This window comes from Sphingomonas humi (assembly GCF_039536725.1).
GTDB lineage: Bacteria > Pseudomonadota > Alphaproteobacteria > Sphingomonadales > Sphingomonadaceae > Sphingomicrobium > Sphingomicrobium humi.
On sequence record NZ_BAAAZD010000001.1, the window covers coordinates 1,187,063 to 1,212,406 of the forward strand.

Annotated in this window: 39 protein-coding genes; 34 read left to right on the top strand and 5 right to left on the bottom strand. The window is 65.5% G+C overall.

What is annotated here, in order from left to right; all coding sequences use genetic code 11:
- The first annotated feature begins 81 nt into the window (after positions 1 to 81).
- From ABD729_RS05935 to ABD729_RS05950, 4 genes are all read left to right on the top strand, one after another.
- A complete protein-coding gene (locus tag ABD729_RS05935; protein WP_344709237.1) occupies positions 82 to 1,380 on the top strand; it encodes a Xaa-Pro dipeptidase in 1,299 nt (432 codons plus the stop codon).
- 68 nt (positions 1,381 to 1,448) lie between these two features.
- The gene (locus ABD729_RS05940; RefSeq protein ID WP_344709238.1) at positions 1,449 to 2,030 is read left to right on the top strand and encodes a DUF4142 domain-containing protein; all 582 of its coding nucleotides are present in this window, start codon (positions 1,449 to 1,451) and stop codon (positions 2,028 to 2,030) included.
- Complete coding sequence (locus tag ABD729_RS05945) at positions 2,027 to 2,449, top strand: cupin domain-containing protein (RefSeq protein ID WP_344709239.1); 423 nt, start codon at positions 2,027 to 2,029, stop codon at positions 2,447 to 2,449. Before ABD729_RS05940 ends, ABD729_RS05945 begins: the two co-directional genes overlap by 4 nt.
- A 126-nt stretch (positions 2,450 to 2,575) precedes the next feature.
- Positions 2,576 to 3,859, top strand: a complete 1,284-nt coding sequence (locus ABD729_RS05950; RefSeq protein WP_344709240.1) for a metal-dependent hydrolase family protein — start codon at positions 2,576 to 2,578, stop codon at positions 3,857 to 3,859.
- 9 nt (positions 3,860 to 3,868) lie between these two features.
- Here ABD729_RS05950 and ABD729_RS05955 read toward each other — a convergent pair whose 3' ends face one another.
- From ABD729_RS05955 to ABD729_RS05965, 3 genes are read right to left on the bottom strand one after another with little or no spacing between them, the layout of a single operon-like run.
- A complete protein-coding gene (locus ABD729_RS05955; protein ID WP_344709241.1) occupies positions 3,869 to 4,273 on the bottom strand; it encodes a hypothetical protein in 405 nt (134 codons plus the stop codon).
- Positions 4,230 to 4,625 carry a hypothetical protein gene (locus ABD729_RS05960; protein ID WP_344709242.1) on the bottom strand — a complete coding sequence of 132 codons (396 nt, stop codon included), beginning with the start codon at positions 4,623 to 4,625 and terminating at the stop codon, positions 4,230 to 4,232. Before ABD729_RS05960 ends, ABD729_RS05955 begins: the two co-directional genes overlap by 44 nt.
- Positions 4,622 to 5,098, bottom strand: coding sequence for a hypothetical protein (locus tag ABD729_RS05965; RefSeq protein WP_344709243.1), 477 nt, complete (start codon positions 5,096 to 5,098; stop codon positions 4,622 to 4,624). The genes ABD729_RS05960 and ABD729_RS05965 overlap by 4 nt, the downstream gene beginning before the upstream one ends.
- 325 nt (positions 5,099 to 5,423) lie before the next feature.
- Between ABD729_RS05965 and rpsL the strand changes: the two genes are divergently transcribed.
- The 30 genes from rpsL to ABD729_RS06115 all read left to right on the top strand — a co-directional run bounded on the left by rpsL (position 5,424) and on the right by ABD729_RS06115 (position 23,954).
- Entirely contained in the window at positions 5,424 to 5,795 is a 372-nt protein-coding gene (rpsL, locus tag ABD729_RS05970; protein ID WP_168068175.1) for a 30S ribosomal protein S12, read from the top strand.
- A gap of 63 nt (positions 5,796 to 5,858) precedes the next feature.
- On the top strand, positions 5,859 to 6,329 hold the full coding sequence (rpsG, locus tag ABD729_RS05975; protein WP_344709244.1) for a 30S ribosomal protein S7: 471 nt from the start codon (positions 5,859 to 5,861) through the stop codon (positions 6,327 to 6,329).
- Positions 6,330 to 6,398: 69 nt separating this feature from the next.
- A complete protein-coding gene (gene fusA / locus ABD729_RS05980) occupies positions 6,399 to 8,492 on the top strand; it encodes an elongation factor G (protein WP_344709245.1) in 2,094 nt (697 codons plus the stop codon).
- 77 nt (positions 8,493 to 8,569) lie between these two features.
- Entirely contained in the window at positions 8,570 to 9,760 is a 1,191-nt protein-coding gene (gene tuf, locus ABD729_RS05985) for an elongation factor Tu (protein WP_344709246.1), read from the top strand.
- Between the two features lie 111 nt (positions 9,761 to 9,871).
- Positions 9,872 to 10,219 (top strand): DUF6481 family protein, encoded by a 348-nt coding sequence (locus ABD729_RS05990; RefSeq protein WP_344709247.1) that lies wholly within the window; start codon positions 9,872 to 9,874, stop codon positions 10,217 to 10,219.
- Between the two features lie 270 nt (positions 10,220 to 10,489).
- The gene (locus ABD729_RS05995; RefSeq protein WP_344709248.1) at positions 10,490 to 10,975 is read left to right on the top strand and encodes a hypothetical protein; all 486 of its coding nucleotides are present in this window, start codon (positions 10,490 to 10,492) and stop codon (positions 10,973 to 10,975) included.
- Between the two features lie 238 nt (positions 10,976 to 11,213).
- On the top strand, positions 11,214 to 11,525 hold the full coding sequence (gene rpsJ / locus ABD729_RS06000; RefSeq protein WP_028969184.1) for a 30S ribosomal protein S10: 312 nt from the start codon (positions 11,214 to 11,216) through the stop codon (positions 11,523 to 11,525).
- 211 nt (positions 11,526 to 11,736) lie between these two features.
- The gene (gene rplC, locus ABD729_RS06005; RefSeq protein WP_344709249.1) at positions 11,737 to 12,486 is read left to right on the top strand and encodes a 50S ribosomal protein L3; all 750 of its coding nucleotides are present in this window, start codon (positions 11,737 to 11,739) and stop codon (positions 12,484 to 12,486) included.
- A 3-nt stretch (positions 12,487 to 12,489) separates the two neighbouring features.
- Positions 12,490 to 13,116 carry a 50S ribosomal protein L4 gene (rplD, locus tag ABD729_RS06010; protein WP_344709250.1) on the top strand — a complete coding sequence of 209 codons (627 nt, stop codon included), beginning with the start codon at positions 12,490 to 12,492 and terminating at the stop codon, positions 13,114 to 13,116.
- Positions 13,109 to 13,429: a 50S ribosomal protein L23 gene (locus tag ABD729_RS06015; RefSeq protein WP_344709251.1), complete on the top strand. Its 321-nt coding sequence runs from the start codon at positions 13,109 to 13,111 to the stop codon at positions 13,427 to 13,429. The genes rplD and ABD729_RS06015 overlap by 8 nt, the downstream gene beginning before the upstream one ends.
- A 6-nt stretch (positions 13,430 to 13,435) precedes the next feature.
- Entirely contained in the window at positions 13,436 to 14,272 is an 837-nt protein-coding gene (gene rplB, locus ABD729_RS06020; RefSeq protein ID WP_344709252.1) for a 50S ribosomal protein L2, read from the top strand.
- Positions 14,273 to 14,275: 3 nt separating this feature from the next.
- Positions 14,276 to 14,551, top strand: a complete 276-nt coding sequence (rpsS, locus tag ABD729_RS06025) for a 30S ribosomal protein S19 (RefSeq protein WP_314443247.1) — start codon at positions 14,276 to 14,278, stop codon at positions 14,549 to 14,551.
- Entirely contained in the window at positions 14,551 to 14,928 is a 378-nt protein-coding gene (gene rplV / locus ABD729_RS06030; RefSeq protein WP_344709253.1) for a 50S ribosomal protein L22, read from the top strand. Before rpsS ends, rplV begins: the two co-directional genes overlap by 1 nt.
- The gene (rpsC, locus tag ABD729_RS06035) at positions 14,928 to 15,641 is read left to right on the top strand and encodes a 30S ribosomal protein S3 (protein ID WP_344709254.1); all 714 of its coding nucleotides are present in this window, start codon (positions 14,928 to 14,930) and stop codon (positions 15,639 to 15,641) included. Before rplV ends, rpsC begins: the two co-directional genes overlap by 1 nt.
- Before the next feature lie 12 nt (positions 15,642 to 15,653).
- Positions 15,654 to 16,085, top strand: a complete 432-nt coding sequence (gene rplP, locus ABD729_RS06040) for a 50S ribosomal protein L16 (RefSeq protein ID WP_300975312.1) — start codon at positions 15,654 to 15,656, stop codon at positions 16,083 to 16,085.
- Between the two features lie 2 nt (positions 16,086 to 16,087).
- Entirely contained in the window at positions 16,088 to 16,312 is a 225-nt protein-coding gene (gene rpmC, locus ABD729_RS06045; protein WP_344709255.1) for a 50S ribosomal protein L29, read from the top strand.
- A gap of 13 nt (positions 16,313 to 16,325) precedes the next feature.
- Entirely contained in the window at positions 16,326 to 16,601 is a 276-nt protein-coding gene (gene rpsQ / locus ABD729_RS06050) for a 30S ribosomal protein S17 (protein WP_249503711.1), read from the top strand.
- Between the two features lie 29 nt (positions 16,602 to 16,630).
- Positions 16,631 to 16,999: a 50S ribosomal protein L14 gene (gene rplN / locus ABD729_RS06055; protein WP_168068190.1), complete on the top strand. Its 369-nt coding sequence runs from the start codon at positions 16,631 to 16,633 to the stop codon at positions 16,997 to 16,999.
- Complete coding sequence (gene rplX / locus ABD729_RS06060; protein WP_344709257.1) at positions 16,999 to 17,319, top strand: 50S ribosomal protein L24; 321 nt, start codon at positions 16,999 to 17,001, stop codon at positions 17,317 to 17,319. Before rplN ends, rplX begins: the two co-directional genes overlap by 1 nt.
- Complete coding sequence (gene rplE, locus ABD729_RS06065) at positions 17,312 to 17,896, top strand: 50S ribosomal protein L5 (protein ID WP_344709258.1); 585 nt, start codon at positions 17,312 to 17,314, stop codon at positions 17,894 to 17,896. Before rplX ends, rplE begins: the two co-directional genes overlap by 8 nt.
- Before the next feature lie 21 nt (positions 17,897 to 17,917).
- Positions 17,918 to 18,223: a 30S ribosomal protein S14 gene (rpsN, locus tag ABD729_RS06070; RefSeq protein WP_344707500.1), complete on the top strand. Its 306-nt coding sequence runs from the start codon at positions 17,918 to 17,920 to the stop codon at positions 18,221 to 18,223.
- 12 nt (positions 18,224 to 18,235) lie between these two features.
- Positions 18,236 to 18,631 (top strand): 30S ribosomal protein S8, encoded by a 396-nt coding sequence (gene rpsH, locus ABD729_RS06075; RefSeq protein WP_029941092.1) that lies wholly within the window; start codon positions 18,236 to 18,238, stop codon positions 18,629 to 18,631.
- 1 nt (position 18,632) lies between these two features.
- A complete protein-coding gene (gene rplF, locus ABD729_RS06080) occupies positions 18,633 to 19,169 on the top strand; it encodes a 50S ribosomal protein L6 (protein ID WP_344709259.1) in 537 nt (178 codons plus the stop codon).
- Entirely contained in the window at positions 19,169 to 19,522 is a 354-nt protein-coding gene (gene rplR, locus ABD729_RS06085) for a 50S ribosomal protein L18 (protein WP_344709260.1), read from the top strand. Before rplF ends, rplR begins: the two co-directional genes overlap by 1 nt.
- A gap of 2 nt (positions 19,523 to 19,524) precedes the next feature.
- A complete protein-coding gene (rpsE, locus tag ABD729_RS06090) occupies positions 19,525 to 20,298 on the top strand; it encodes a 30S ribosomal protein S5 (protein WP_344709261.1) in 774 nt (257 codons plus the stop codon).
- Positions 20,299 to 20,303: 5 nt separating this feature from the next.
- Positions 20,304 to 20,480: a 50S ribosomal protein L30 gene (gene rpmD / locus ABD729_RS06095; RefSeq protein WP_344709262.1), complete on the top strand. Its 177-nt coding sequence runs from the start codon at positions 20,304 to 20,306 to the stop codon at positions 20,478 to 20,480.
- Between the two features lie 124 nt (positions 20,481 to 20,604).
- The gene (gene rplO, locus ABD729_RS06100; protein WP_344709642.1) at positions 20,605 to 21,159 is read left to right on the top strand and encodes a 50S ribosomal protein L15; all 555 of its coding nucleotides are present in this window, start codon (positions 20,605 to 20,607) and stop codon (positions 21,157 to 21,159) included.
- 137 nt (positions 21,160 to 21,296) lie between these two features.
- On the top strand, positions 21,297 to 22,667 hold the full coding sequence (gene secY / locus ABD729_RS06105) for a preprotein translocase subunit SecY (RefSeq protein ID WP_344709263.1): 1,371 nt from the start codon (positions 21,297 to 21,299) through the stop codon (positions 22,665 to 22,667).
- Between the two features lie 63 nt (positions 22,668 to 22,730).
- A complete protein-coding gene (locus ABD729_RS06110; RefSeq protein ID WP_344709264.1) occupies positions 22,731 to 23,381 on the top strand; it encodes an adenylate kinase in 651 nt (216 codons plus the stop codon).
- Between the two features lie 39 nt (positions 23,382 to 23,420).
- Positions 23,421 to 23,954, top strand: coding sequence for an ATPase (locus ABD729_RS06115; protein WP_344709265.1), 534 nt, complete (start codon positions 23,421 to 23,423; stop codon positions 23,952 to 23,954).
- Here ABD729_RS06115 and ABD729_RS06120 read toward each other — a convergent pair.
- Both ABD729_RS06120 and ABD729_RS06125 read right to left on the bottom strand, forming a co-directional pair.
- Entirely contained in the window at positions 23,951 to 24,430 is a 480-nt protein-coding gene (locus tag ABD729_RS06120) for a dihydrofolate reductase (protein ID WP_344709266.1), read from the bottom strand. The two genes, ABD729_RS06115 and ABD729_RS06120, sit on opposite strands and share 4 nt — an antisense overlap.
- Positions 24,427 to 25,314, bottom strand: a complete 888-nt coding sequence (locus tag ABD729_RS06125) for a class I SAM-dependent methyltransferase (protein WP_344709267.1) — start codon at positions 25,312 to 25,314, stop codon at positions 24,427 to 24,429. Before ABD729_RS06125 ends, ABD729_RS06120 begins: the two co-directional genes overlap by 4 nt.
- Positions 25,315 to 25,344: the final 30 nt, after the last annotated feature.

Consider the following 25,344-nt stretch of genomic DNA (forward strand, 5'->3'; position numbering starts at 1 on the left):
TGGGCGCTCGCCCGCGCAATGCCGGGCGTTGCGCCGGACCGTGAGTTGCGCTCAACATGAGCGACACGAGGGGGAATTTCGATGAAGCGCCTGCTGATCACCGCCGCTGCCGCCGCACTCCTGACGCATGCGCCGGCGCTGGCCGAAAAGGTCGTGGTCACCGCCGACCGGATGCTCGACGTCAAGACCGGCAAATATGTCGATTACCCCGCCATCTTCATCGGCGACGACGGGCGGATCACCTCGGTCGCCGACGCCCGCACCGTGCGGTGGAGCTCGGACGTCAGGCACATCGACCTGGGCGGCAAGACGCTGCTGCCCGGCCTCATCGACATGCACGTGCATTTGAGCTCGGCCGCAGAGATCGGCGGGCACCGCGACCTTGAATATACCGACAGCTTCTGGACCGCGATCGCGGTCGGCAATGCCCGCAAGATGCTCGACGCGGGCTTCACCACCGTGCGCAACGTCGGATCGTCCGACTGGGCCGACGTCGGGGTCAAGGAAGCGATCGAGGAAGGCTATGCGGTCGGCCCGCGCATCGTGCCCGCGGGCCACGCGCTTGGCGCGACCGGCGGCCATTGCGACAAGACCGGGCTACCCCCGAGCTATGAAAGCGCGGGCAAGGAAGAAGGCGTCGGCGACAATCCCGAGGAGCTTCGCTACCAGGTCCGCCGCCAGCGCAAATATGGCGCCGAGGTGATCAAGGTCTGCGCGACCGGCGGCGTCTTCTCGCACAATACCGAGCCCGGCCAGCAGCAACTCTCCGAAACCGAGCTGCGCGCGATCGCCGACGAGGCGCACCAGTGGGGCCTGCGCGTCGCTGCCCATGCCCACGGCGCCGACGGGATCAAGGCCGCGGTGCGCGCCGGGATCGACACCATCGAACATGCCAGCCTGGCGGACGACGAGGGGATCAAGCTGTGCGCCCAGCGCGCGCGGCCGTGCTGGTTTTCGATGGATATCTACAACACCGACTACACCCAGTCGGAAGGCAAGAAGAACGGCGTGCTCGAAGACAATCTGCGCAAGGACCGGGAAATCGCCGAGATCCAGCGCCAGAACTTTCGCAAGGCCTATCGCGCGGGGGTGAAGATGGTGTTCGGCACCGATGCCGGGGTGATGCCGCACGCGCTCGCCAGCCGCCAATTCGCGACCATGGTGCAGTGGGGAATGCCCCCGCTCGAAGCCGTGCGGGCCGCCACTCGCAATGCCGCCGAAGCGCTCGGCCGGGAAAAGGACGTCGGGGCGATCGAGGTCGGCCGCTATGGCGACATGGTGGCGGTCGCCGGCGACCCTCTGGCCGACGTCCGGCTGCTCGAACGGCCCGCCGCCGTCATCAAGGGCGGCCAGTTGGTAAGGCCCGACACGAGACCTTGAGCCGGTAAGGAACAGAGCGGCGCGTTGCCCGGTTGGACCCTGCGACTTCACACGCAAGGGTGCCAATCATGAACAAGCTACTCGCCGCCACCGCGCTGGCCGCACTCGCCCTGTCCGCCTGCAAGGAGCAGGGGACCAGCATCTCCAACAATCAGACGCAGGGGACGACCGACGAGGCGTCGATCGACAACAGCGTCGCCTCCGACGGCAACATGGGCGCCGCGGCCAACGCCTCGGCCGACCAGGCCTACGTCCAGAACGCCGCCGCCAGCGACATGTTCGAGGTCGAAAGCAGCAAGCTCGCGCTCGACAAGGCGGTCAAGCCGTCGATCAAGACCTACGCCCAGATGATGATCGACGAGCACGGCAAGTCGACCACCGAGCTCAAGGCCGCGGCCGCCCAGTCCGGCATTCCGGTGCCGGCCGCGCTGCCGCCCGAACTGCAGACCAAGATCGAGTCTCTGAAGACCAAGCGCGGGGCCGAATTCGACACGCTGTACCTCGGCGACCAGCGCGCCGGCCACCAGGATACGCTGGCCAAGGTCAACGCCTATCTCGCCGCGGCGCCGGCCGGGCCGCTCAAGGACCATGCGTCCAAGGTCTCCGGCGTCGTCCAGAAGCACCTCAACTCGCTGGAGAAGATCAAGTGAGCGACACCACCACCATCAAGCGCGGCTATTGCGACGATATCGAAGAAGCGACCATCGCCAACAACGACTTCCGCCGCGTCCTCTACACCGGCGAGCATCTCCAGCTGGTGCTGATGAGCCTCGCGCCGGGCGAGGAGATCGGCGAGGAGACCCACGAGGACCGTGACCAGTTCTTCCGCTTCGAGGAAGGCGAGGGTGTGGTCGTCATCGACGGCGTCGAGAACAAGGTCGCGGACGATTTCGCGGTCATCGTGCCCGCCGGCGCCTGCCATAACGTGAAGAACACCGGCGAGGAGCCGCTGCAATTCTACTCGATCTACGGCCCGCCCGAACACAAGGACAAGGTCGTCCACAAGACCAAGGCGCAGGCCGAGGCCGACCACGACAATGACGAATGGAATGGCGAAACGACCGAGTAAGGCTTGCTCCCACCCGACTAACATCACCCCGGGCTTGACCCGCGGTTCCGCTTCTTCTCTCTTCGCGAAGGTTTAGGCGGGATCCCGGAACAGGTCCGGGGCGACGATACAAAAGGGTGGGGCAAGATGATCGGCAAGACACTGGCGGCGACGGCATTCCTTCTGGCGAGCGCCGCCGCGACCGCTGCGCCCGTCACCATCCACGCCGGCCGGCTTCTCGCGGTTCCGGGCCAGGCGCCGCAGGGTCCGTCGACCATCGTCGTCGATAACGGCCGGATCGTCAGCGTCACCGCGGGCTTTCAGGCGGCGACCGGCGCGCTGATCGACCTCAAGGACAAGACCGTCCTGCCGGGTCTGATCGACGCTCACGTCCACCTCACCAGCGACCGGGCCGGCAACGAGGGGCAGCTTGCCGAATTCACCGACAGCGTCGCGATGCAGACCTTCGAAACCCAGATGAACGGGATGAAGACCCTGCGCGCGGGCTTCACCACCGTGCGCAACCTCGGCGACGGCGAGAATGGCTACACCCTCGCCTATCGCGACGCCATCGCGCGCGGCTGGGTGCAGGGACCGCGCATCGTCTCGGCCGGGCAGAGCATCTCCACCACCGGCGGCCACATGGACGGCCGCAACGGCACCAACGACGACGTCGACGCTCACACCGCCACCCACCACCTGTGCGACGGCGCGGCCGATTGCCGCCGGGCGGTGCGCTACCAGATCAGCCGCGGCGCCGACGTCATCAAGATCGCCACCACCGGCGGGGTCAACAGCGGCACCGGCCTCATGACCCGCATGGAGCAGGACGAGGCCGAAGCGCTGATCAGGACCGCCCACGCCTATGGCAAGAAGGTCGCGGTCCACGCCCATGGCCGCGACGGGGTCAAGCTGGCGCTCCGCAACGGCGCCGATTCGATCGAGCATGGCACCGACATGGACGACGAGGCGATCCGCCTCTTCAAGTCCGCCAACGCCTGCTACGTGCCGACGCTTTCGACCGTGAACGGCTATCTGGAGCGGCTCGCCAAGGACCCCAACGCCTATCCGCCGGCGGTCAAGAAGCAGATCGACTGGCGGATCGGGATCACCGGACAAAGCCTCTTGAAGGCCTATCCGGCCGGAGTCCGCATCTGCTTTGGCACCGACGCCGGCGTTTCCAAGCACGGCCGCAACGCCGACGAGTTCGAACTGATGGTAAAATACGGCATGCCCGCCGCCCAGGCGATCAAGGCCGCGACGATCAACAATGCCGAACTGCTCGGCCTGTCGAGCGAGGTCGGCACCATCGAGCCGGGCAAGAGCGCCGACATCATCGCGGTCGCCGGCGATCCGCTGGCCGACGTGCGCCTGCTCAAGACCGTCGCCTTCGTAATGGCCCGCGGCGAGGTGGTGAAGCCCGCCAGCTGAGGTCGCACGCTATTCGGCGTTCATCTTCAGCAGCGCCAATTCATCGCGCAGCCGCTGAATCTCCAGTTCGTAGATGCGCGAGCAGTCGAGCCGCTTGGGCTTGCGGCCGAGCGGGACGGTGATTCGCGCATAGCCGAGCGCCTGGCGGTCGCGCTCGTTGATACTGACGAAGATGTTGCCGTTGCTGGGGATGCCCGACGCGGTCGATCCCGACACGCCGACATCGAGATAGCCCTCGTTGCTGTTGATGCTCTGGCGGCAGCGGGTGCCGCTCTGGGTTTCGATCGTGTCCTCGCCGCCCGGTCCCTGCGGGGCTGGCGGCAGGTAGACGCCGGACTGTGCCGACGCCGCGGTGGCGCCCAGCAGCAGCTTAAGCGCGACGATGGGCAACCAGCTTCGCGCAGACGCGGGCATGGATCAGCTCCTTTTCGAGCGGGGCGTCGCGCTCGGCGCAGACCCGGAAGGACATGGTTTCGCCCGGCTTGAGCCCGGTGGCGAAGACGAGCAGGCGGCGTTGGCTTTGGGCCCCCAGCACGGGATTGCCGGCCGGGATGACGACCCGCGGCTGGACCGTTTCGTCCTCCATCCCGATTGCGGTCATGCGAAAGCGGTGGGCGCCGGGATAGGGATTGATGAGGGTCAGGTAGAACCCCTTGCGCTCGCTCAAGGTGGTGCCCTCGTTGCGCAGCGGCCCAAGCCCGACCGCAAGGGCCGGCGCGGCGGCGAGGGTCGAAGCCAGCGCGGCGAAGAGGGCGGCGCGGGTCATTGCTGGCAGGTCACCTGGGTCTGGATCCGGTAGGTGCCGGCGGCCAGCCCGTCGGGATCGGTCGCGCGGGCGTGCAGCGTCAGGCTGTCACCCAGGATGTTGCTGCTGCTGTAGCTGGTCGCGCCGGCGGTATAGGCCTGGTTCGCGCCGCCCGGCGAGGTGTACCGGATGTTGACCGTCGGCGAGCCGAGATAGGCCGCCGGCTTCTGGGTCAGAGATGGCGCGCCGACGGTGATGGTCGGCCGTCCGCCCGCGGCGACGATGGTCAGGGTCGCGGCGCCGCCTCCCGTTTCCTCCGATCCGATGCGGGTTCCGTCGCTGTTGGTGCCGAGCGTGCCGCTGGTCCCGACAGTCAGGATGCAGGAGGCGAGAAGGTTGGCGTCGAACGACACGGGCACCGCCGACGCCGGCGCTGCCAGGCACAGGGCCAGCCCGAGCGGGGCGAGGAGGGCGGGTCGGAAGGGCTTGGGCATGCGTCAGATCCTGCTTGGCAAAGGGTGAGGACACGTTCAGCTTGCCCCTTGTTATCAACCGACCGGTAACCAGTTTCGGAAACCAACCTCCGCTTTGGATGCATCCGGATTTGCCGATCGCGCGGGAAGCGCGTGGTTGACCGGCACAGGGCGCTTCGCTAAGGGGCCGCACGTCCGTACGGGTCTTGTGATCCCCGGACAGAGCTGAACATTGCGTTTGTTTGTGCGCATGACTGGCCGGCGGCCTTCGGGTCGGCCGGTTTTTCTCGCTTGAACAGCCAAAGTAACCGCGGGGTCTTCCCGCAACTCAAAGGTGAAGGGCTTCATGCCAACGATCAACCAGCTGATCCGCAAGGGTCGCGAGCCGCAGAAGGCCAAGAGCAAGGTCCCTGCGATGGACCAGAACCCGCAGAAGCGCGGGGTCTGCACCCGGGTCTATACGACCACTCCGAAGAAGCCGAACTCGGCGCTGCGCAAGGTGGCCAAGGTCCGCCTGACCAACCAGCGCGAAGTGATCAGCTACATCCCGGGCGAAGGCCACAACCTCCAGGAGCACAGCGTTGTGCTGATCCGTGGCGGCCGTGTGCGCGACCTTCCGGGTGTCCGCTATCACGTGCTTCGCGGCGTGCTCGACACCCAGGGTGTCAAGGACCGCCGTCAGTCGCGCTCCAAGTACGGCGCCAAGCGCCCGAAGTAAGCTGGTCGTTGGTGCGCGCCGCCTGAGAAAGAGCAGGCGCGCCGCTCGAAGAAGGAATTCCACATGTCCCGTCGTCGTCGCCCAGAAAAGCGCGAGATCCTGCCGGACCCGAAGTTCGGTGACATCACCTTGTCGAAGTTCATGAACAACATCATGCTCGACGGTAAGAAGTCGGTCGCCGAGAGCATCGTTTACGGTGCCCTCGACGTGGTCGAGACCCGCCTCAAGAAGGACCCGATCGGGGTCTTCCACGAAGCGCTCAACAACGTGAAGCCGGGCATCGAGGTCCGCAGCCGCCGAGTCGGTGGTGCGACCTACCAGGTGCCGGTCGAAGTCCGCGACGTCCGCGCCCAGGCGCTAGCCATCCGCTGGCTGATCACCGCCGCCCGCGCGCGTTCGGAAAAGACCATGGCCGCCCGCCTGTCGGGTGAACTGATGGACGCCTCGCAGAATCGCGGCAACGCGGTGAAGAAGCGCGAAGACACCCACCGCATGGCCGAAGCGAACCGCGCCTTCAGCCACTACCGCTGGTAAAACAAACACCTATATCGTGGGGAGCGGGCCGCTGGGCCGGCTCCCCACATCGCTAAGGAACCCAAGATCATGGCCCGCAGCCATCCGCTCGATCGTTACCGCAATATCGGCATCATGGCGCACATCGACGCCGGCAAGACCACGACGACCGAGCGCATCCTTTATTACACCGGCAAGTCCTACAAGATCGGCGAAGTGCACGAAGGCACCGCCACCATGGACTGGATGGAGCAAGAGCAGGAGCGCGGGATCACGATCACGTCGGCTGCCACCACCTGCAAGTGGAAGGCCGATGACGGTCAGGGCGAAGAGCATCTGATCAACATCATCGACACCCCCGGCCACGTCGACTTCACCATCGAAGTCGAGCGTTCGCTGCGCGTGCTCGACGGCGCGGTCGCCTGCTTCGACGGCGTTGCCGGCGTCGAGCCGCAGTCGGAAACCGTGTGGCGCCAGGCGGACAAGTACAAGGTTCCGCGGATGTGCTTCGTCAACAAGCTCGACCGCACCGGTGCCGATTTCTATTATTGCGTCGACACCATCGTCGAGCGCCTGGGCGCCCGCCCGGCCGTGCTGTACCTGCCGATTGGCATGGAAGGCGGCTTCAAGGGCCTGGTCGACCTCGTCAACAACCGCGCGATCATCTGGCTCGAAGAGTCGCTGGGCGCGAAGTTCGAATATCAGGACATCCCCGATGACCTGAAGGAAAAGGCCGCCAAGTATCGCAGCGACCTGATCGAACTCGCCGTCGAACAGGACGATGCGGCGATGGAAGCCTATCTCGAAGGCACCGAGCCCGACACCGCGACGCTCAAGAAGCTGCTCCGCAAGGGCACGCTGGCGATGGACTTCGTTCCGATCGTCTGCGGCTCGGCGTTCAAGAACAAGGGCGTCCAGCCCCTGCTCGACGCCGTGATCGACTATCTGCCGAGCCCGCTCGACATTCCGCCGGTCGAAGGCGTCAAGCCGGGCACCGAGGAAGCCGACACCCGCGAAGCGTCGGATGACGTGCCGTTCTCGGCGCTGGCGTTCAAGATCATGAACGACCCGTTCGTCGGCTCGCTCACCTTCACCCGCATCTATTCGGGCACGCTGACCAAGGGCAGCTACCTGAACTCGGTGAAGGACAAGAAGGAAAAGATCGGCCGTATGCTCCTCATGCACGCGAACTCGCGTGAGGACATCGATGAAGCGCGTGCGGGCGACATCGTCGCGATCGCGGGCCTCAAGGAGACCACCACCGGCGACACGCTGTGCGACCCGGCCAAGCCGATCGTGCTCGAGCGCATGGAATTCCCCGAGCCCGTCATCGAGGTCGCGGTGGAGCCCAAGACCAAGGCCGACCAGGAAAAGATGGGCGTTGCCCTCAATCGCCTGGCCGCCGAGGATCCCTCGTTCCGCGTCACCACCGACCACGAGAGCGGCCAGACCATCATCAAGGGGATGGGCGAGCTCCACCTCGAGATCCTGGTCGACCGCATGAAGCGTGAGTTCAAGGTCGAGGCCAATGTCGGCGCTCCGCAGGTCGCGTATCGCGAATATCTGAAGAAGCCCGTCGACATCGACTACACCCACAAGAAGCAGTCGGGCGGCACCGGCCAGTTCGGCCGCGTCAAGGTCAAGCTGACCCCGGGTGAACGCGGCGCCGGCATCGTCTTCAAGGACGAGATCAAGGGCGGTAATATTCCCAAGGAATATATCCCCGCGATCGAAAAGGGCTTCCGCGAGACGGCGGCGACGGGCTCGCTGGTCGGCTTCCCGATCATCGACTTCGACATCGTGCTGTATGACGGTGCGTACCATGACGTCGACTCGTCGGCGCTGGCGTTCGAAATCACCGCCCGCGGTGCAATGCGTGAAGCGGCCCAGAAGGCCGGTATCACGCTGCTCGAGCCGGTGATGAAGGTCGAGGTGGTCACCCCCGAGGATTATCTCGGCGACGTGATCGGCGACATCAACAGCCGCCGTGGTCAGATCCAGGGCACCGATAGCCGGGGCAATGCCCAGGTCGTCGAGGCGATGGTCCCGCTGGCCAACATGTTCGGCTACGTGAACCAGCTGCGTTCCTTCACCCAGGGCCGCGCTCAGTACTCGATGCAGTTCTCGCACTATGACGAAGTTCCGCAGAACGTTGCGGACGAGGTCAAGGCGAAGCTGGCGTAACCTTATTTTTGACGCTAAGGGCGCGCTCGCAATCGGGCGAGCGGGCCTGATCAACATACCCTAAGAAGAGGCGTAAAATGGCGAAGGCGAAATTCGAGCGGAACAAGCCGCACGTGAACATCGGCACCATCGGTCACGTCGACCATGGCAAGACGTCGCTGACTGCGGCGATCACCAAGGTGCTGTCGGAGGAAGGCCTGAGCCAGAAGGTCGACTTCGCGAACATCGACAAGGCTCCGGAAGAGCGCGAGCGCGGCATCACCATCTCGACGGCGCACGTCGAGTATGAGACCAAGAACCGCCACTATGCGCACGTCGATTGCCCGGGCCACGCCGATTATGTGAAGAACATGATCACCGGCGCGGCGCAGATGGACGGCGCGATCCTGGTGGTGTCGGCCGCTGACGGCCCGATGCCGCAGACCAAGGAGCACATCCTGCTCGCGGCCCAGGTCGGCGTTCCGACCATGGTCGTCTTCCTCAACAAGGTCGACCAGGTCGACGATCCCGAGCTGCTCGAGCTCGTCGAGCTCGAAATCCGCGAGGAGCTTTCCAAGCGCGGCTTCGACGGCGACAACATTCCGATCGTCGCCGGTTCGGCCCTCGCCGTCCTCGAGGACAGCAACGAAGAGATCGGCAAGCAGGCCATCCTGAAGCTGATGCAGGCCGTTGACGACTGGATCCCGCAGCCGGAGCGTCCGCTCGACAAGGCGTTCCTGATGCCGATCGAAGACGTGTTCTCGATCTCGGGCCGCGGCACCGTCGTGACCGGCCGTGTCGAGACCGGCATCGTCAAGGTTGGCGAGGAAGTCGAGATCGTCGGCATCAAGGACACCAAGAAGACCGTCGTCACCGGCGTCGAAATGTTCCGCAAGCTGCTCGACCAGGGCCAGGCCGGCGACAACATCGGTGCGCTGATCCGCGGCGTCGCTCGCGACGACGTGGAGCGTGGTCAGGTCCTCTGCAAGCCGGGCTCGATCACCCCGCACACCGACTTCTCGGCCGAAGTGTACGTGCTGTCGAAGGACGAAGGTGGCCGTCACACGCCGTTCTTCGCCAACTATCGTCCGCAGTTCTACTTCCGCACCACCGACGTGACCGGCGAAGTGACCCTTCCCGAGGGCACCGAGATGGTCATGCCGGGCGACAACGTCACCCTCGGTGTCAAGCTGATCGCTCCGATCGCGATGGACCAGGGCCTGCGTTTCGCCATCCGCGAAGGCGGCCGTACCGTCGGCGCCGGCGTTGTCGGCACCATCACCAAGTAAGCGCTTCGTACCTTCGGGTGCGAGGAACTGACTGAGAAGGGCCCGGTGTCTCGCAAGAGGCGCCGGGCCTTTCCTCTTGTCAGCAACGTTCAATGAAAAAGAGGATGCAGAGTGGCTTCATTCAAGGACCCTTCGTTTCAGGATCGCGCGGCAGCGGCCAACCTCGCCAGGCAAAAGGCGCTGGCCAAGCTGGCAGCGCGCCCGACGCCCGACGCCGCTGAGCTCGCCGCCCAGCGCGAAGCCTGGGAAGCCGAGCAGCAGAAGCTGGCAGCCGAGCGAGCAGCGAAAAAGGAAGAGACCGCGCGTCTCAAGGCCGAAAAGGCCGCCAAGAAGGCTGCCGACCTTGAAGAGGCGAGGGTGGCCGCCGAGCTGAAGGCGGCCCGCCTCAAGCCGGCCTCGCCCGAGGAAATGAAGGCCGCCCGCGACGCCCGCTACGCCGCCCGCAAGGCCCGCAAGTAACCTTTGCCGCAAGCCGGGCCGTTCGTCGGCCCAGGCTCGTCGACTCGAACCAAGGACCAGATCGGCCCCGGTGCTTCATGACGAGGCGCCGGGGTCTTCTTTCGTCCGAAGTAGCTGACGCTTCTCCGGATGCAGGGGGGTCACGGCAGGGCCCCTCACTTCGCTGCGTGGAGGATTCTTAAAGCGGTGAGGGCAGGGCTTGATCGCCGACCGACCGTTGCGCCATCCAGGCCTTGCCGATCCGGGCAATGTGGCCGCCAAGGGAAGCTTATGCTTGCACCATTGTTTCTCGCGCCCATCGCTGGGCTGGCCTCGCAGATGCAAACAACGGCGCCAGGCACGCAAAACTGTTCAGATGGCTCGGTAGTAGCCGCAGCCGACACCTGCCCGATGCCGATTCCCACTCATCGCTATCTGCTCAGCCATGAGCCGGGACGTCGTGAGATCGTCGAGCGATGGTGGTGCGGTCGGTCGGAAAGGCCGAACCAAGCAATCATCTCCGTTGAGTTGCGGCAGCCGGATGCCACCAACAAGCAGCCTTATTACGTCTCGCGGCTGGTGGCGCTCTCGGTGAACGGGCGAAAGCCCTCGGCACGACTACTCCATGAAGTCAGATCGAAGGTTGACGGCTTGGGGCAGGTGCTGCGGATCAGCACTCGCTGCCAGGATACGCCTGCGCAAGGCGTGCTCGGCGTGCTGAACGTGAGCTATTGGGACAGCTATGAGCAACGCGTGACGATTGAACTGCGGCCGTAGCGCCAAGCTCAAGCCATCTGGGATCGCGTGGGTTGATGCGTTTCGCTCCTGCGGGGCTTGATCTCCACCGTCCACCTCTGTAGGAGCCCCTCCACACGGCCACGGATTCGTCCCGGCCAACAAGTTTCAGCGTTGGGGTCACACCGACCCGGGTAACCGGGGATAGTCGGCTGCGGCCTCATTGTTTTTGCGGACTGGAAACAGTTCGTGCGGCTCTTTGCAATCGGTAGTGGAACCCATGGAAACTCAGAACATCCGGATTCGTCTGAAAGCCTTTGATCACCGCGTGCTTGATCAGGCGACCGGCGACATTGCCGACACCGCGCGTCGTACCGGTGCTCTGATCCGTGGCCCGATTCCGCTTCCGACCCGCATCGAGAAGTTCACCGTCAACCGTTCGCCGCACGTCGACAAGAAGTCACGCGAGCAGTTCGAGGTGCGCACCTACAAGCGTCTGCTCGACATCGTGCAGCCGACCCCGCAGACCGTCGATGCACTTATGAAGCTCGACCTCGCGGCAGGTGTAGACGTGGAGATCAAACTGGCCTAAGGGCCTGTGCGCGGCGGTTGAATCGCTCCAAGCGATCCTGCTGCGAAGAACTACAAGGGATACCGCGGGAAGCCTTCCAAAAGAAGGTAGCCCGGTCTGCGTCCCCCGCTTCCTGCCTCGGCAGGAATAGCCCAGGCGGGGCGACGCACTTTTTCACGGGCTGCATGCCTCTTCCGGTAACGGACTAGGCCTCTGTGAGGAGTGAGTGATCATGCGCACTGGCGTGATCGCCAAGAAGGTTGGAATGACCCGCCTGTTTCAGGCGGACGGCCGTCACGTTCCCGTGACTGTTCTCCAACTCGATGGCGTCCAGGTTGTCAGCCGCCGCGAGAGCGACAAGGACGGTTATACCGCCGTCCAGCTCGGTGCCGGCGCTGCCAAGGCGAAGAATGTCAACAAGCCGCAGCGCGGCGCCTTCGGCAAGGCCGAGGTCGAGCTCAAGGCCAAGATGGTCGAGTTCCGGGTCGCCGAGGACGCGCTCCTCGACGTCGGTTCGGAAATCTCGGCCGACCACTTCGTCGAAGGCCAGATGGTCGACATCTCCGGTGTCACCCAGGGTAAGGGCTTCGCCGGCGCCATGAAGCGCTGGGGTTTCGGTGGTCTTCGCGCCACTCACGGCGTGTCCGTCTCGCACCGTTCGCACGGTTCGACCGGTAACCGCCAGGACCCGGGCCGCGTCTTCAAGAACAAGAAGATGGCCGGCCACATGGGCGCCCGCAACCGCACCCAGCAGAACCTCGAGATCGTCCGCACGGACGTCGAGCGTGGCCTGCTGTTCGTGAAGGGCTCGGTGCCCGGTCACAAGGGCAGCTGGCTGACCGTCAAGGACTCGGTCAAGCTCGCCCGCAACGAGAATGCGCCGTACCCGGCCGGTCTGAAGACCGCCGCCGCGGCTCCCCAGAACAACGACGCTCAGGTGACGGACACTGCGCCCGCCACCGACGAGAGCACGGAAGGCTAAGCGATGAAGGTCGAAGTAAAGACCCTCGACGCCGCTGGATCCGGTGAAGTCGAGCTCAATGACGCCGTGTTCGGTGTCGAGCCGCGCGCCGACATCCTGCATCGCGTCGTCACCTGGCAGCTGGTCAATCGCCGCGCCCCGGCCCGCGCCGCTCGCGAGCGGTCGGACGTGGCTCGCACCGGCAAGAAGTTCGGTCGCCAGAAGGGCGGCGGTACGGCTCGTCACGGCGATCGCCGCGCCCCGATCTTCATCGGCGGCGGCAAGGCCCACGGTCCCCGCGCCCGCGTGTTCAGCGCTTCGCTGAACAAGAAGGTGCGTGCCCTCGGCCTCAAGATGGCGCTGAGCAGCAAGGCTCAGGGCGGTCAGCTGATCGTCGTCGACAATCTCGACGTCGCCGAAGGCAAGACCAAGGCGCTCGCGCAGAAGCTCGGTTCGCTGGGCTTCGGCAAGACCGCGCTGGTGATCGACGGCGATGCGCTGAACGTCAGCTTTGCGCACGCTTCGTCGAACCTTCCGGGGCTGAACCTGCTCCCGGCGGTCGGCGCCAACGTCTACGACATCATGCGCCATGAGACCCTGGTCATTACCCGGTCCGGGCTCGAGAAGCTGGAGGCCCGGTTCAATGGCTAAGAAGGACGAGGCCAAGGCGGTGGAACTGCGTCACTACGACGTGATCCGCGGTCCGCACATCACCGAGAAGACGACTCTGCTCTCCGAGCATAATGCGGTCGTGTTCAAGGTCGCGGGCGACGCCAGCAAGCCGGAAATCAAGGCTGCCGTGGAAGCATTGTTCAACCGCAAGGTTGCCAACGTGAACACCATGGTCACCAAGGGCAAGTCCAAGCGCTGGAAGGGCAAGCCCTATCAGCGGTCGGACGAGAAGAAGGCGATCGTCACCCTGGCCCCGGGCCAGGACCCGATTGACGTCACGAGCGGGATCTAAGGACCGATGGCACTCAAAGCATATAAGCCGACGAGCCCGGCCCGCCGTGGCCTGATCCTCGTCGACAAGAGCGCGCTGTGGAAGGGCAAGCCCGTCAAGGCGCTGACCGAAGGCAAGCACAAGACCGGTGGCCGCAACAACAAGGGCCATGTGACCAGCCGCGGCATCGCGGGCGGCCACAAGCAGAAGTACCGGATCGTCGACTTCAAGCGTCGCACCTGGGACGTCTCGGCTACCGTCGAGCGGCTCGAGTATGACCCCAACCGGTCGGCGTTCATCGCGCTCGTGACTTACGAGGGCGGCGAGCAGGCCTATATCCTCGCTCCGCAGCGTCTCGCTCCGGGTGACAAGGTTGTCGCGGGCAAGAAGGTCGACGTGAAGCCGGGCAATGCGATGGAGATCGGCCAGATGCCGGTCGGCACCATTGTCCACAACGTCGAGCTCAAGCCCGGCAAGGGCGGCCAGATCGCTCGCGCCGCCGGCACCTATGTGCAGGTCGTTGGCCGCGACAAGGGCATGGTCATCGTTCGCCTCAACTCGGGTGAGCAGCGCTATGTCCGTTCGGACTGCATGGCCACCGTCGGTGCCGTGTCGAACCCGGACAACGGCAACCAGACCCTCGCCAAGGCGGGCCGCACCCGCTGGCTCGGTCGCCGTCCGCTCACCCGCGGCGTCGCCAAGAACCCGGTCGACCACCCGCACGGCGGTGGTGAAGGCCGGACCTCGGGCGGCCGTCACCCGGTTACCCCGTGGGGTAAGCCGACCAAGGGTGCCCGCACCCGTCACAACAAGGCAACGGACAAGTTCATCATCCGTAGCCGCCACGCCAAGAAGAAGGGCTAAGAGATGGCTCGTTCCGTCTGGAAGGGTCCGTTCGTCGAGCTTTCGCTCCTGAAGAAGGCGGAAGCCGCTCAGGACGCGGGTGCTCGCGCGCCGATCAAGACCTGGTCGCGCCGCTCGACCATCCTGCCGCAGTTCGTCGGCCTCACCTTCAATGTCTACAACGGCCGCAAGTTCGTGCCGGTGTCGGTCAATGAGGACATGGTCGGCATGAAGCTCGGCGAGTTCGCGCCGACCCGTTACTTCCCGGGTCATGCCGCCGACAAGAAGGGCAAGCGCTAATGGGCAAGGCATCAGCACCCCGCAAGGTGGGCGACAAGGACGCGCTCGCCGTTGGCAACACCATCCGTGGCTCGGCCCGCAAGCTGAACCTGGTTGCGCAGCTCATCCGTGGCCGCAAGGTCGAGGAAGCGCTGAACATCCTGAAGTTCAGCCCCAAGGGCATGAGCGAGGACGTGTACAAGGTTCTCGCGTCGGCCGTCGCCAATGCCGAGAACAACCACAACCTCGACGTCGACGCGCTGATCGTCACCGAGGCGAGTGTCGGCAAGTCGATCTCGATGAAGCGTTTCGCCACCCGCGCCCGCGGTCGGTCGAGCCGCATCGTCAAGCCGTTCAGCCGCATCCGCGTCGTCGTGTCCGAGCAGGAAGAAGCCTAATGGGTCAGAAGAGCAATCCGATCGGCCTCCGGCTGCAGATCAACCGCACCTGGGACAGCCGCTGGTTCGCGGAAGGCCAGGATTACGGCCGCCTGCTGCTCGAGGATCTCAAGATCCGCCAGTACATCATGAAGACGCTGCCGCAGGCGGCGATCTCCAAGGTGGTGATCGAGCGTCCGGCCAAGCTGTGCCGCGTGTCCGTCTATGCCGCGCGCCCCGGCGTGATCATCGGCAAGAAGGGCACCGACATCGAGAAGCTGAAGAAGACCCTGTCCAAGATGACGGGTTCGGAAGTCAGCCTCAACATCGTCGAGATCCGCAAGCCGGAAGTCGATGCGCGCCTCGTGGCGCAGGGCATCGCCGACCAGCTGGAGCGCCGCATCGCGTTCCGCCGCGCGATGAAGCGCGCCGTTCAGTCGGCCCTTCGTCTCGGTGCGGAAGGCATTCGTATCGAGTGCGGCGGCCGTCTCGGCGGCGCCGAGATCGCTCGCTCCGAGCGTTATCGCGAAGGCCGCGTGCCGCTGCACACGCTGCGCGGCAATGTCGATTATGCCGAGGCGCAGGCCCACACCGCTTACGGTGTGTGCGGCGTCAAGGTGTGGGTGTTCAAGGGTGAGATCCTGGGTCACGACCCGCTCGCCCAGGACCGCCTGATGATGGAAGCGCAGACTTCCGGCGTCCGCCCCGCGCGTGACGACGACCGGCGCCGGTAAGGAACAGACATCATGTTGCAGCCAAAGCGCACCAAGTTCCGCAAGGCCTTCAAGGGCCGCATCCATGGCAATGCCAAGGGCGGAACCGAGCTCAATTTCGGCGCCTTCGGCCTCAAGGCCATGGAGCCGGAGCGGATCACCGCCCGCCAGATCGAAGCGGCCCGCCGCGCGATCACCCGTCACATCAAGCGCCAGGGGCGCTTGTGGATCCGGATCTTCCCGGACGTGCCGGTGTCGAGCAAGCCTGCCGAAGTCCGCATGGGCTCGGGCAAGGGTTCGCCCGAATATTGGGTCGCCCGCGTCAAGCCGGGTCGTATCCTGTTCGAGCTGGACGGCGTTCCCGGTCCGCTCGCCAAGACCGCTTTCGAGCGTGCGGCGGAAAAGCTCCCCATCAAGGTCAAGGTGGTCGCCCGCCTTGGCGAAACCCTGGTTGAGGCCGACTAACCATGGCGAAGCGTGAAGACCTGTCGGTGAAGTCCGACGACCAGCTTGCGACCCAGCTCGGAGAGCTGAAGCGCGAGCAGTTCAACCTGCGCTTCCAGGCGGCCACCAACCAGCTTGAGAAGCCGAGCCGCGTGCGTGAGGTCCGCCGGACCATCGCCCGCATCAAGACCTTGCAGGGCCAGCGCAGCCAGAAGTCTTCGGACACTGGCGCGACGGCGCAGGGCTGAGGAGAGTAACGAGATGCCAAAGCGCGTCCTCACCGGCACCGTGGTGTCCGACAAGGGTGACAAGACCGTGGTGGTCCGTGTCGAGCGGCGGGTGAAGCACCCGCTGTACGGCAAGATCATCAAGCTGTCGAAGAAGTACCATGCCCACGACGAGGCGAATGCCTACAGCGTGGGTCAGCAGGTTCGCATTGAAGAGTGCGCTCCGCTTTCCAAGCTCAAGACCTGGACCGTTGCCGGGCTGGTTGGCGAGGCGAAAGCCTCCGACCTGGCCGAAGCGGCCAACGTCTGAGCGGCCGCGAAGAAGGATAGGGTAGACCCATGATCCAGATGCAGTCCAACCTGGACGTCGCGGACAACAGCGGTGCCAAGCGCGTCATGTGCATCAAGGTGCTCGGTGGCTCCAAGCGCCGCACCGCGAGCGTCGGCGACATCATCGTCGTTTCCGTCAAGGAAGCCGCTCCGAAGGGCCGCGTGAAGAAGGGTGACGTGCACCGCGCCGTCATCGTTCGCACCGCCAAGGACATCCGCCGTCCCGACGGTTCGGTGATCCGCTTCGACAGCAATGCCGCCGTGCTGGTCAACAAGAACGAGGAGCCGATCGGCACTCGTATCTTCGGGCCGGTGGTGCGCGAACTGCGCGCCAAGAAGCACATGAAGATCATCAGCCTTGCGCCGGAGGTGCTGTAATGGCCGCCGCGAAGATCAAGAAGGGCGACAAGGTCGTCGTCCTGTCGGGCAAGGACAAGGGGAAGACCGGTGAGGTCGTCCGCTCCATGCCCAAGGAACAGAAGGTCGTGGTGAGCGGCGTCAATGTCGCCACCCGCCACAAGAAGCCGACCCAGGCAGCCCCGCAGGGCGGCCTGGAGCGCAAGGAAGCGCCGCTGCACATCTCGAAGGTCGCGATTGCCGACCCGAAGACGGGCAAGGCAACGCGCGTCCGCTTCGAAGAGCGTGACGGCAAGAAGGTCCGCGTCGCGGCCAAGTCCGGGGAGCTGATCAATGGCTGAGCAGGCTTACACTCCGCGCCTGCGGAAGGATTATGACGAGCGCATCGTCAAGGCGATGACCGAGAAGTTCGGCTACAAGAACCACATGGAGGTTCCGCGGCTCGACAAGATCGTCATCAACATGGGCGTTGGCGAAGCGACCCAGGACAAGAAGAAGGTCGAAGCGGCCGCTGCCGAAATGCAGCTGATCGCCGGTCAGAAGCCGGTGATCACCAAGGCCAAGACCTCGATCGCGCAGTTCAAGCTGCGTGAGGGCATGCCTATCGGTTGCAAGGTCACCCTTCGCCGCGAGCGCATGTACGAGTTCCTCGACCGTCTCGTGACGATCGCTCTTCCCCGCGTCCGCGACTTCCGCGGCCTCAACCCGAAGAGCTTCGACGGGCGCGGCAACTATGCGATGGGCCTCAAGGAACAGATCGTGTTCCCCGAGATCGAATATGACCGGATCGAAAAGGTCCGCGGCATGGACATCATCGTTACCACCACGGCGAAGACCGACGAGGAAGCGCGCGAGCTGCTCCGCCTCTTCAACTTCCCGTTCCCCGCAGACGCTGACCAGCAAAAGGCTGCCGCGTAAGCGGTTAGGAGAACTTAAGTCATGGCGAAACTGAGTTCCATCAACAAGAACGAGCGGCGCAAGAAGCTCGTCGAAAAGCAGGCGGCCAAGTACGCCAAGCTGAAGGCTATCGCGAACGACGAGAGCCTCGACGAGACCGAGCGGTTGATCGCGCGTCTGAAGATGGCGGAGCTGCCCCGTAACGGCAACCCGACCCGAATCCGCAATCGGTGCGAGCTGACGGGCCGGTCCCGCGCTTATTACCGCAAGTTCCGTCTCTCGCGCGTCATGCTGCGTGAGATGGGCAACAAGGGGCTGATTCCCGGCCTCACCAAGTCGAGCTGGTAAGGACACCGCAAGATGGCGATGACCGATCCCCTGGGTGATATGCTCACCCGCATCCGCAACGGCCAGCAGGCGAAGAAGGACAGCGTCCTGACGCCGGCTTCCAAGCTGCGCGCTCACGTCCTCGACGTGCTTCAGCGTGAAGGCTACATCCGCGGCTACTCGGAAGAGGAGCTGGCGGGCCAGAAGGGCCTGCGGATCGAACTGAAGTATTTCGAAGGCCAGCCTGCGATCCAGCACCTGGCGCGCGTTTCGAAGCCCGGTCGCCGGGTCTATTCGGGCGCTCGCGAGCTGCCGCGGGTTCGCAACGGCCTTGGCATGACGATCGTCTCGACTCCTCGCGGCGTGCTTTCCGATGCGGAAGCGCGTGAGCAGAACGTCGGTGGCGAAGTCCTGGCGGAGGTGTTCTAAGATGTCCCGTATCGGCAAAAAGCCGGTCCCGGTTCCGGCCGGGGTGACGGCGAACCTCGAAGGCCAGACGCTCAGCGTCAAGGGCCCCAAGGGCACCCTCTCGATGACCATGCTCGACGAGCTGGTCCGGACCTCGATCGAGGACGGCCAGATCAGTGTGCAGCCGGTCAATGACAGCCAGCGTTCGCGCGCGGCGTGGGGCATGCAGCGCACCAACGTGCTGAACCTCGTCACCGGCGTGACCGAGGGCTTCACCAAGGTCCTCGAGATCACCGGCGTCGGCTACCGCGCCGCGGCCCAGGGCAAGAACCTGCGCCTGCAGCTCGGCTACAGCCACGACGTCAACTACGCGATCCCCGAAGGCATCGACGTCAAGACTCCCGACCCCAACACGGTCGAGATCAGCGGCATCGACAAGCAGAAGGTCGGTCAGGTCGCGGCCGAGATCCGTCGCTGGCGCAAGCCCGAGCCGTACAAGGGCAAGGGCATCAAGTATCGCGGCGAGTTCATCTTCCGCAAGGAAGGGAAGAAGAAGTAATGGCCAAGCTTTCCCTCTTCGATCGTCGCCGGCGCCGCGTGCGCACGGCGCTGCGTGCCCGCTCGGCTGGCAAGCCGCGTCTGTCGGTGCATCGCTCGGGCCGTCACATCTACGCCCAGATCATCGACGACGCCGCCGGCCACACGGTCGCCGCCGCCTCGACCCTGGACAAGGATCTGCGCGGCTCCGCCAACGCGACCACCGAGGGCGCCAAGCTCGTCGGCAAGACCCTGGCCGAGCGCGCCAAGGCTGCTGGCGTCGACCGGGTCGTGTTCGACCGCGGTGGCTTCCTGTTCCATGGCCGGGTCAAGGCCCTCGCCGATGCCGCCCGTGAAGGCGGGCTGGAGTTCTAAAGATGGCTGACGAAATCGAAACCCAGACCCAGGCCGGCACTCCGGACGCGGCTCCGGCCGCTGAAGCAGCCGACGCCGGCGCTCCGGCGCAGCAGCAGCAGCAGGACTCCCGTGGTCCGCGCGGCGGCGGCGGCGGCAATCGTGGCGGTCGCGGCGGTGGCCGTGACGGCGGCCGCGGCGGCAACCGTGGCGGACGTCGTGACGATCGCCGTGGCGGCCGTGGCGGCGACGACGATGGCGGCGAGGAGCTGATCGAGAAGCTCGTCCACATCAACCGCGTCTCCAAGACCGTGAAGGGCGGTAAGCGCTTCGGTTTCGCCGCGCTGGTCGTGGTTGGCGACGGTAAGGGCCGCGCCGGCTTCGGTCATGGCAAGGCGCGCGAAGTGCCGGAAGCCATCAGCAAGGCGACCGCGGCGGCCAAGAAGGCCATGATCCGCGTTCCGCTGCGTGACGGCCGCACCCTGCATCACGACGGCAAGGGCCACTTCGGCGCTGGCAAGGTCGCGCTGCGGGCGGCTCCGGCCGGTACCGGCATCATCGCCGGTGGTCCGATGCGCGCCATCTTCGAAAGCCTCGGCGTGGCCGACGTGGTGACCAAGTCGGTCGGCACCTCGAACCCGTACAACATGATCCGGGCGACTTTCGAGGCGCTCAAGGAGCAGACCAGCCCCCGTTCGGTGGCGCAGCGTCGCGGCAAGAAGGTCGCTGACCTGCTCGGCCGTTCTGGCGTGAGCCAGGCGGAGGCCGAGGCCACCGCCGACAGCATCACGGAGTAAGAGACGTGGCCACTATCAAGATCACGCAGACGGGCTCGCCCATCCGCCGCGACAAGACCCAGCGCGCAACGTTGGTCGGTCTCGGCCTCAACAAGATGCACCGCACCGTGGAAGTGGAAGAGACCCCCGAGGTCCTCGGCCAGATCCGCAAGGTGCAGCACCTGGTGAGCGTGGCGAAGTAACTGGAATTCGCCCCCGGCACGCGCTAGGGGCCGATTTCTCATCACCAATCAAGTGCTGGGCCTCTGTTTTCGGACAGGGGCCCAGCGGCGCGACAAAAGCGAAAGCGAGTGCACTGACATGACCATCAAGCTCAACGACCTCCGTGACAATCCTGGTGCCCGCAAGAGCCGCGTTCGAGTCGGCCGCGGTATCGGTTCGGGCGTCGGCAAGACCGCCGGCCGCGGCCAGAAGGGCCAGAAGAGCCGCTCGGGCGTCTCGATCAAGGGCTTCGAAGGCGGCCAGATGCCGCTTCACATGCGGCTGCCGAAGCGCGGCTTCAACAACATCTTCGCCAAGGATTATTCCGAAGTGAACCTCGGCGCGATCCAGAAGCTGGTCGATGCCGGGACGCTCGATGCCAACGGCACCATCGATCACGCCGCGCTCAAGGCCGCTGGCGTCGGCCGTGGCGGCAAGGACGGCGTCCGCATCCTCGGCAAGGGCGATTTCTCGTCCAAGCTCAGCTTCAAGGTCGCCGGCGTCAGCAAGGGCGCCCGCGAGGCGATCGAGAAGGCCGGCGGCAGCGTCGAGCTGATCGAGCGCAAGGACAAGGCCGAGCTCGCCAAGGCTAAGAAGGGCACCGCTCGTGAAGCGCGCCTGGCCGACAAGGCAGCCAAGTCGGCGAAGTCGGCCAAGTAACCGCCGCCACTACCGTCATTGCGAGCGCAGCGAAGCAATCCAGCGCTCCGGCACTGGATTGCTTCGTCGCTTCGCTTCTCGCAATGGCGGATGACGCGCCTATATGGGCGGCCTGGGGTAGGGACTAGAACAAGCACATGGCATCTCAAGCCGAACAACTGGCTTCGAACATCAGCCTTGCCAACTTCGGCAAGGCGACCGAGCTCAAGAAGCGCATCTGGTTCACCATCGGTGCGCTGATCCTGTTCCGCTTGCTCAGCCACGTGCCGATGCCGGGCATCGACCCGCGCGCCATGGCCCAGCTCTTCAACACCCAGCGCGGCGGCGTCCTCGACTTCTTCAACACCTTCTCGGGCGGCAGCCTGGCGCGGATGAGCATCATCGCCCTCGGCGTCATGCCCTACATCACCGCGTCGATCGTCGTGCAGCTTGGCGCGACCATGTACGGCCCGTGGATGACCCTCAAGAAAGAGGGCGAGACCGGGCGCAAGAAGCTCAACCAGTATACCCGCTACCTGACCGTGCTCCTGACCACGGTGCAGGGTTATTTCATCGCGGTCGGCCTTGAAGGCCTCGGCGCCAACCAGAGCATCCCGGCGGTGGTCGACCCCGGCGTCATGTTCCGCGTCGCCGCCACCATCAGCCTCGTCGGCGGTACCCTGTTCCTGATGTGGATCGGTGAGCAGATCACCAGCCGCGGCATCGGCAACGGTGTGTCGCTGATCATCATGGCCGGCATCGTCGCCTCGCTCCCGCGCACCCTCGCGCAGTTGCTCGAAGGCGGCCGCAGCAACTCGATCGACCCGCTGGTTATCCTGCTGATCATCGGCGTGGTGGTCGGCCTGATCCTCTTCATCTGCTTCATGGAGCGGGCCCAGCGCCGCGTGCTGATCCAGTATCCCAAGCGCGCCACGGCCCGCGGGATGATGGCGCAGGAGCGTTCGCACCTACCGATCAAGATCAACACCGCCGGCGTCATACCGCCGATCTTCGCCTCCTCGCTGTTGCTGATGCCGCTGACCGTCATCCAGATGGCCGGCGCGACCCCGGGCAGCGAAGGCGGGTCGGAATGGCTGGTCACGCTCAGCACCTATCTGCAGCACGGCTCGCCGGTGTTCATGGCGCTCTACGGCTTCGGCATCATCTTCTTCTGCTTCTTCTACACCTCGGTGCAGTTCAATTCGGAAGAAACCGCCGACAACCTCAAGAAGCATGGCGGCTTCATCCCCGGCGTCCGTCCGGGCAAGGCGACCGAAAGCTATTTCGATCACCTGCTGACCCGCCTGACGGTGATCGGCGCCGCCTATCTGACGCTGATCTGCCTGGTGCCCGAATTCATGTTCACCCAGGCCGGCATCCCCTTCTATCTTGGCGGGACCAGCCTGCTCATCGTCGTCAACGTGACGATGGACACGGTCAGCCAGATCCAGGGTCACCTGATCGCGCATCAATATGGCGACCTCATCAAGAAGGCGAAGCTGAAGGGCGGGCGCCCAGCGCGCCGCTGACGCTTGACGGGCTATGACAAGCCCGTGACAAGCAGGCTTGACGGAACAGGGGAGCTTTTCGGCTTGGATATCATCCTCTTGGGACCGCCTGGAGCGGGCAAGGGCACGCAGTCGCAGCGGCTGGTCGATGCCCGCGGCATGGTCCAGCTCTCCACCGGGGACATGCTGCGCGCGGCGGTCAAGGCCGGCACGCCGGTCGGCCTCAAGGCCAAGGCGGTAATGGAAGCGGGCGAACTCGTCAGCGACGCGATCGTCTCCGCCCTGATCGGCGAACATCTCGACCAGAGCCGCGGCAAGGGCGCCATCTTCGACGGCTTCCCGCGCACCCAGCACCAGGCCGAAGCGCTCGACATCCTGCTCGATGAACGCGGCCGCACGCTCGCCCACGTGGTCGAGCTCGAGGTCGACGAGGAAGCCCTGGTCGAGCGCATCACCGGCCGCTTCACCTGCGCCACCTGCAGCGCGCCCTACCATGACCGGTTCAAGCCGCCCGCGGTGCAGGACACCTGCGACGTCTGCGGCGGGCATGAATTCAAGCGCCGTCCGGACGACAACGAACAGACCGTCCGCACCCGCATGGCCGAATATCGCGCCAAGACCGCGCCGGTCCTCCCTTATTACGAGGAGCGCGGGCTGGTCAGCCGGGTCGATGGCATGGCGAGCGTCGACGAGGTCGCGCGCCAGATCGACGCGGTGCTGGACGCCGCCGCCTGACGCGCGCATCCTTCGCGCGGTTCACCCGGGGGAGGGGCAATGCGGCATCTTCTGACAATCGCGGCGGCGACGGCGCTGGTGGCGACGCCCGCGGCCGCCGACGTGCGCGCGGTCGGACCCGACCGGTTCGAGGTCGCCTATAGCGTCGATACCGCGCTCGATCCCGACCGGCTCTACGCACTGCTCGGGCAACCGTCGCGCTGGTGGTCGGACGCGCACACCTATTCGGGCAAGGCCGCCAACCTCCGCCTGGAATTGAAGCCAACCGGATGCTGGTGCGAGGCGATGCCCGGCGGCGAACGGCGCGAGCACCTGGTCGTCGGCATCGCCGAACCGGGCCGCCGCCTCCTGCTGATGGGCTTGCTCGGCCCGCTCAAGACCGAGGCGCAGGCCGGCACCATGATCTGGACCATCACCCCCACCGGCGCCGGTTCGACGCTGGCGATGACCTACAAGGTCGTGGGCCTGAATGACGGTCGCGCCGCGGTCTTCGCCCCTGCGGTCGATGCCGTGCTTGGCGAGCAGGTGCAGCGCCTGCAGAAGACCGCCGGGGAGATCGCGGTCCGGCGCTAGGCGCGCTCCAGCGTCACGAAGGCGAAGGCCGGTCGTCCGTCCTGCGCCGGATGGTCCTCGCGGAACGTCTCGCGCCAAGGGGCACTCTCGCGCGGGTCGGGCATCCTCGTGTCGCCCGCGACCTCGCCCAGCACCTCGGTCAGCTCGATCCGCTCGGCGAAGGGCAGTGCGAGGCGGAAGATCTCTGCGCCGCCGATCACGCTCACATCGTCAGGTGGCGCCAGGGCGAATGCCTCGGGCAGTGAATGCGCCACCTCGGCGCCTGCCGCCGTCCATTCCCGATCGCGGGTGATGACGATGTGGCGGCGGCTCGGCAGCAGCCCGGGCAGGCTGTCGAAGGTCTTGCGCCCCATCATCATCGCGGTGCCGAGCGTCAGCCGCTTGAAGCGCTTCAGATCCTCGGGAAGGTGCCACGGCAGTTTGCCGTCGCGGCCAATCACGCCGTTCGTCGCGCGGGCCACCACCAGCTGGATCATGACGCCATTGCCATGACGGGCCGTGCGGCGGTCAGGTAGTAACGGCGCTGGCCACTGGCGAAATGGCCGAACTTCTCGCTGCCTTCCATCGCCGCATAATTGGCCAGTTCGCTGCGCAGCACCAGCCGGGCGGGCAGGGGAACGGCCGACGCGATCACCTCGCGGCGGCGCGGGCTGTCCTCGCGGCAGGCGGCGACCACGTTGGGCGTGATGTCGCGCAGCTGGAACCCGAAGCCTGCTTCGTCCAGCTCGCTCGCCATCCGCCCTTCATGCTTGGCCTTTTCGGTGTCGGCGTAAAGGAACACCCCGCCGGGCTTCAGCACGCGCCGCACCTCGGCAAAGAAGCGGCGGCGGTCGGGATAGTCGTTCGACGCTTCGACGTTGAGCAGCACGTCGATGCTCGCGTCGGGGAAGGGGAGGCTCATCGCGCACCCTTCGACGAAGTTCAGGCCGCTCCGCCGCGTCCACTTGTGCTCGCAGAAACTGACCGCGCTGGCAGCCACGTCGAGCCCGGTTGCTTCGAACAGGCCGGGCCCTGCCGCCTCAAGGAAGGCGTCGAGCCCGCCACCCCGCCCGCAGCTCACTTCCAGCAGGCGCGCTCCGGGCGCCACCTGCTTGCCGCTCAGCGTCAGCGCCTTGAACATCTCGCGGTACATCTGCCGCTGGAAGCGGTCGGACGCGCCATCCTCGTCGGCGGGGGCAAAGCCGTAATTGTTGGTCGCCGTCTCGCCCCAGTCGACCGCGTAGAACCGGTTCCACAGGCTGGGGCGAAGCGAATGATCGTCGCGCATCAGCCGCAGCCGGCGTTGCAGCGCGCGCCCGGCGAGCGAGATCAGGACGGTAGCGATCACCACGAGGCCGAGGCCCCACATCCACGCGTTCACGAGCCACCCCCCGGTAAGCCGAAGGCGAAG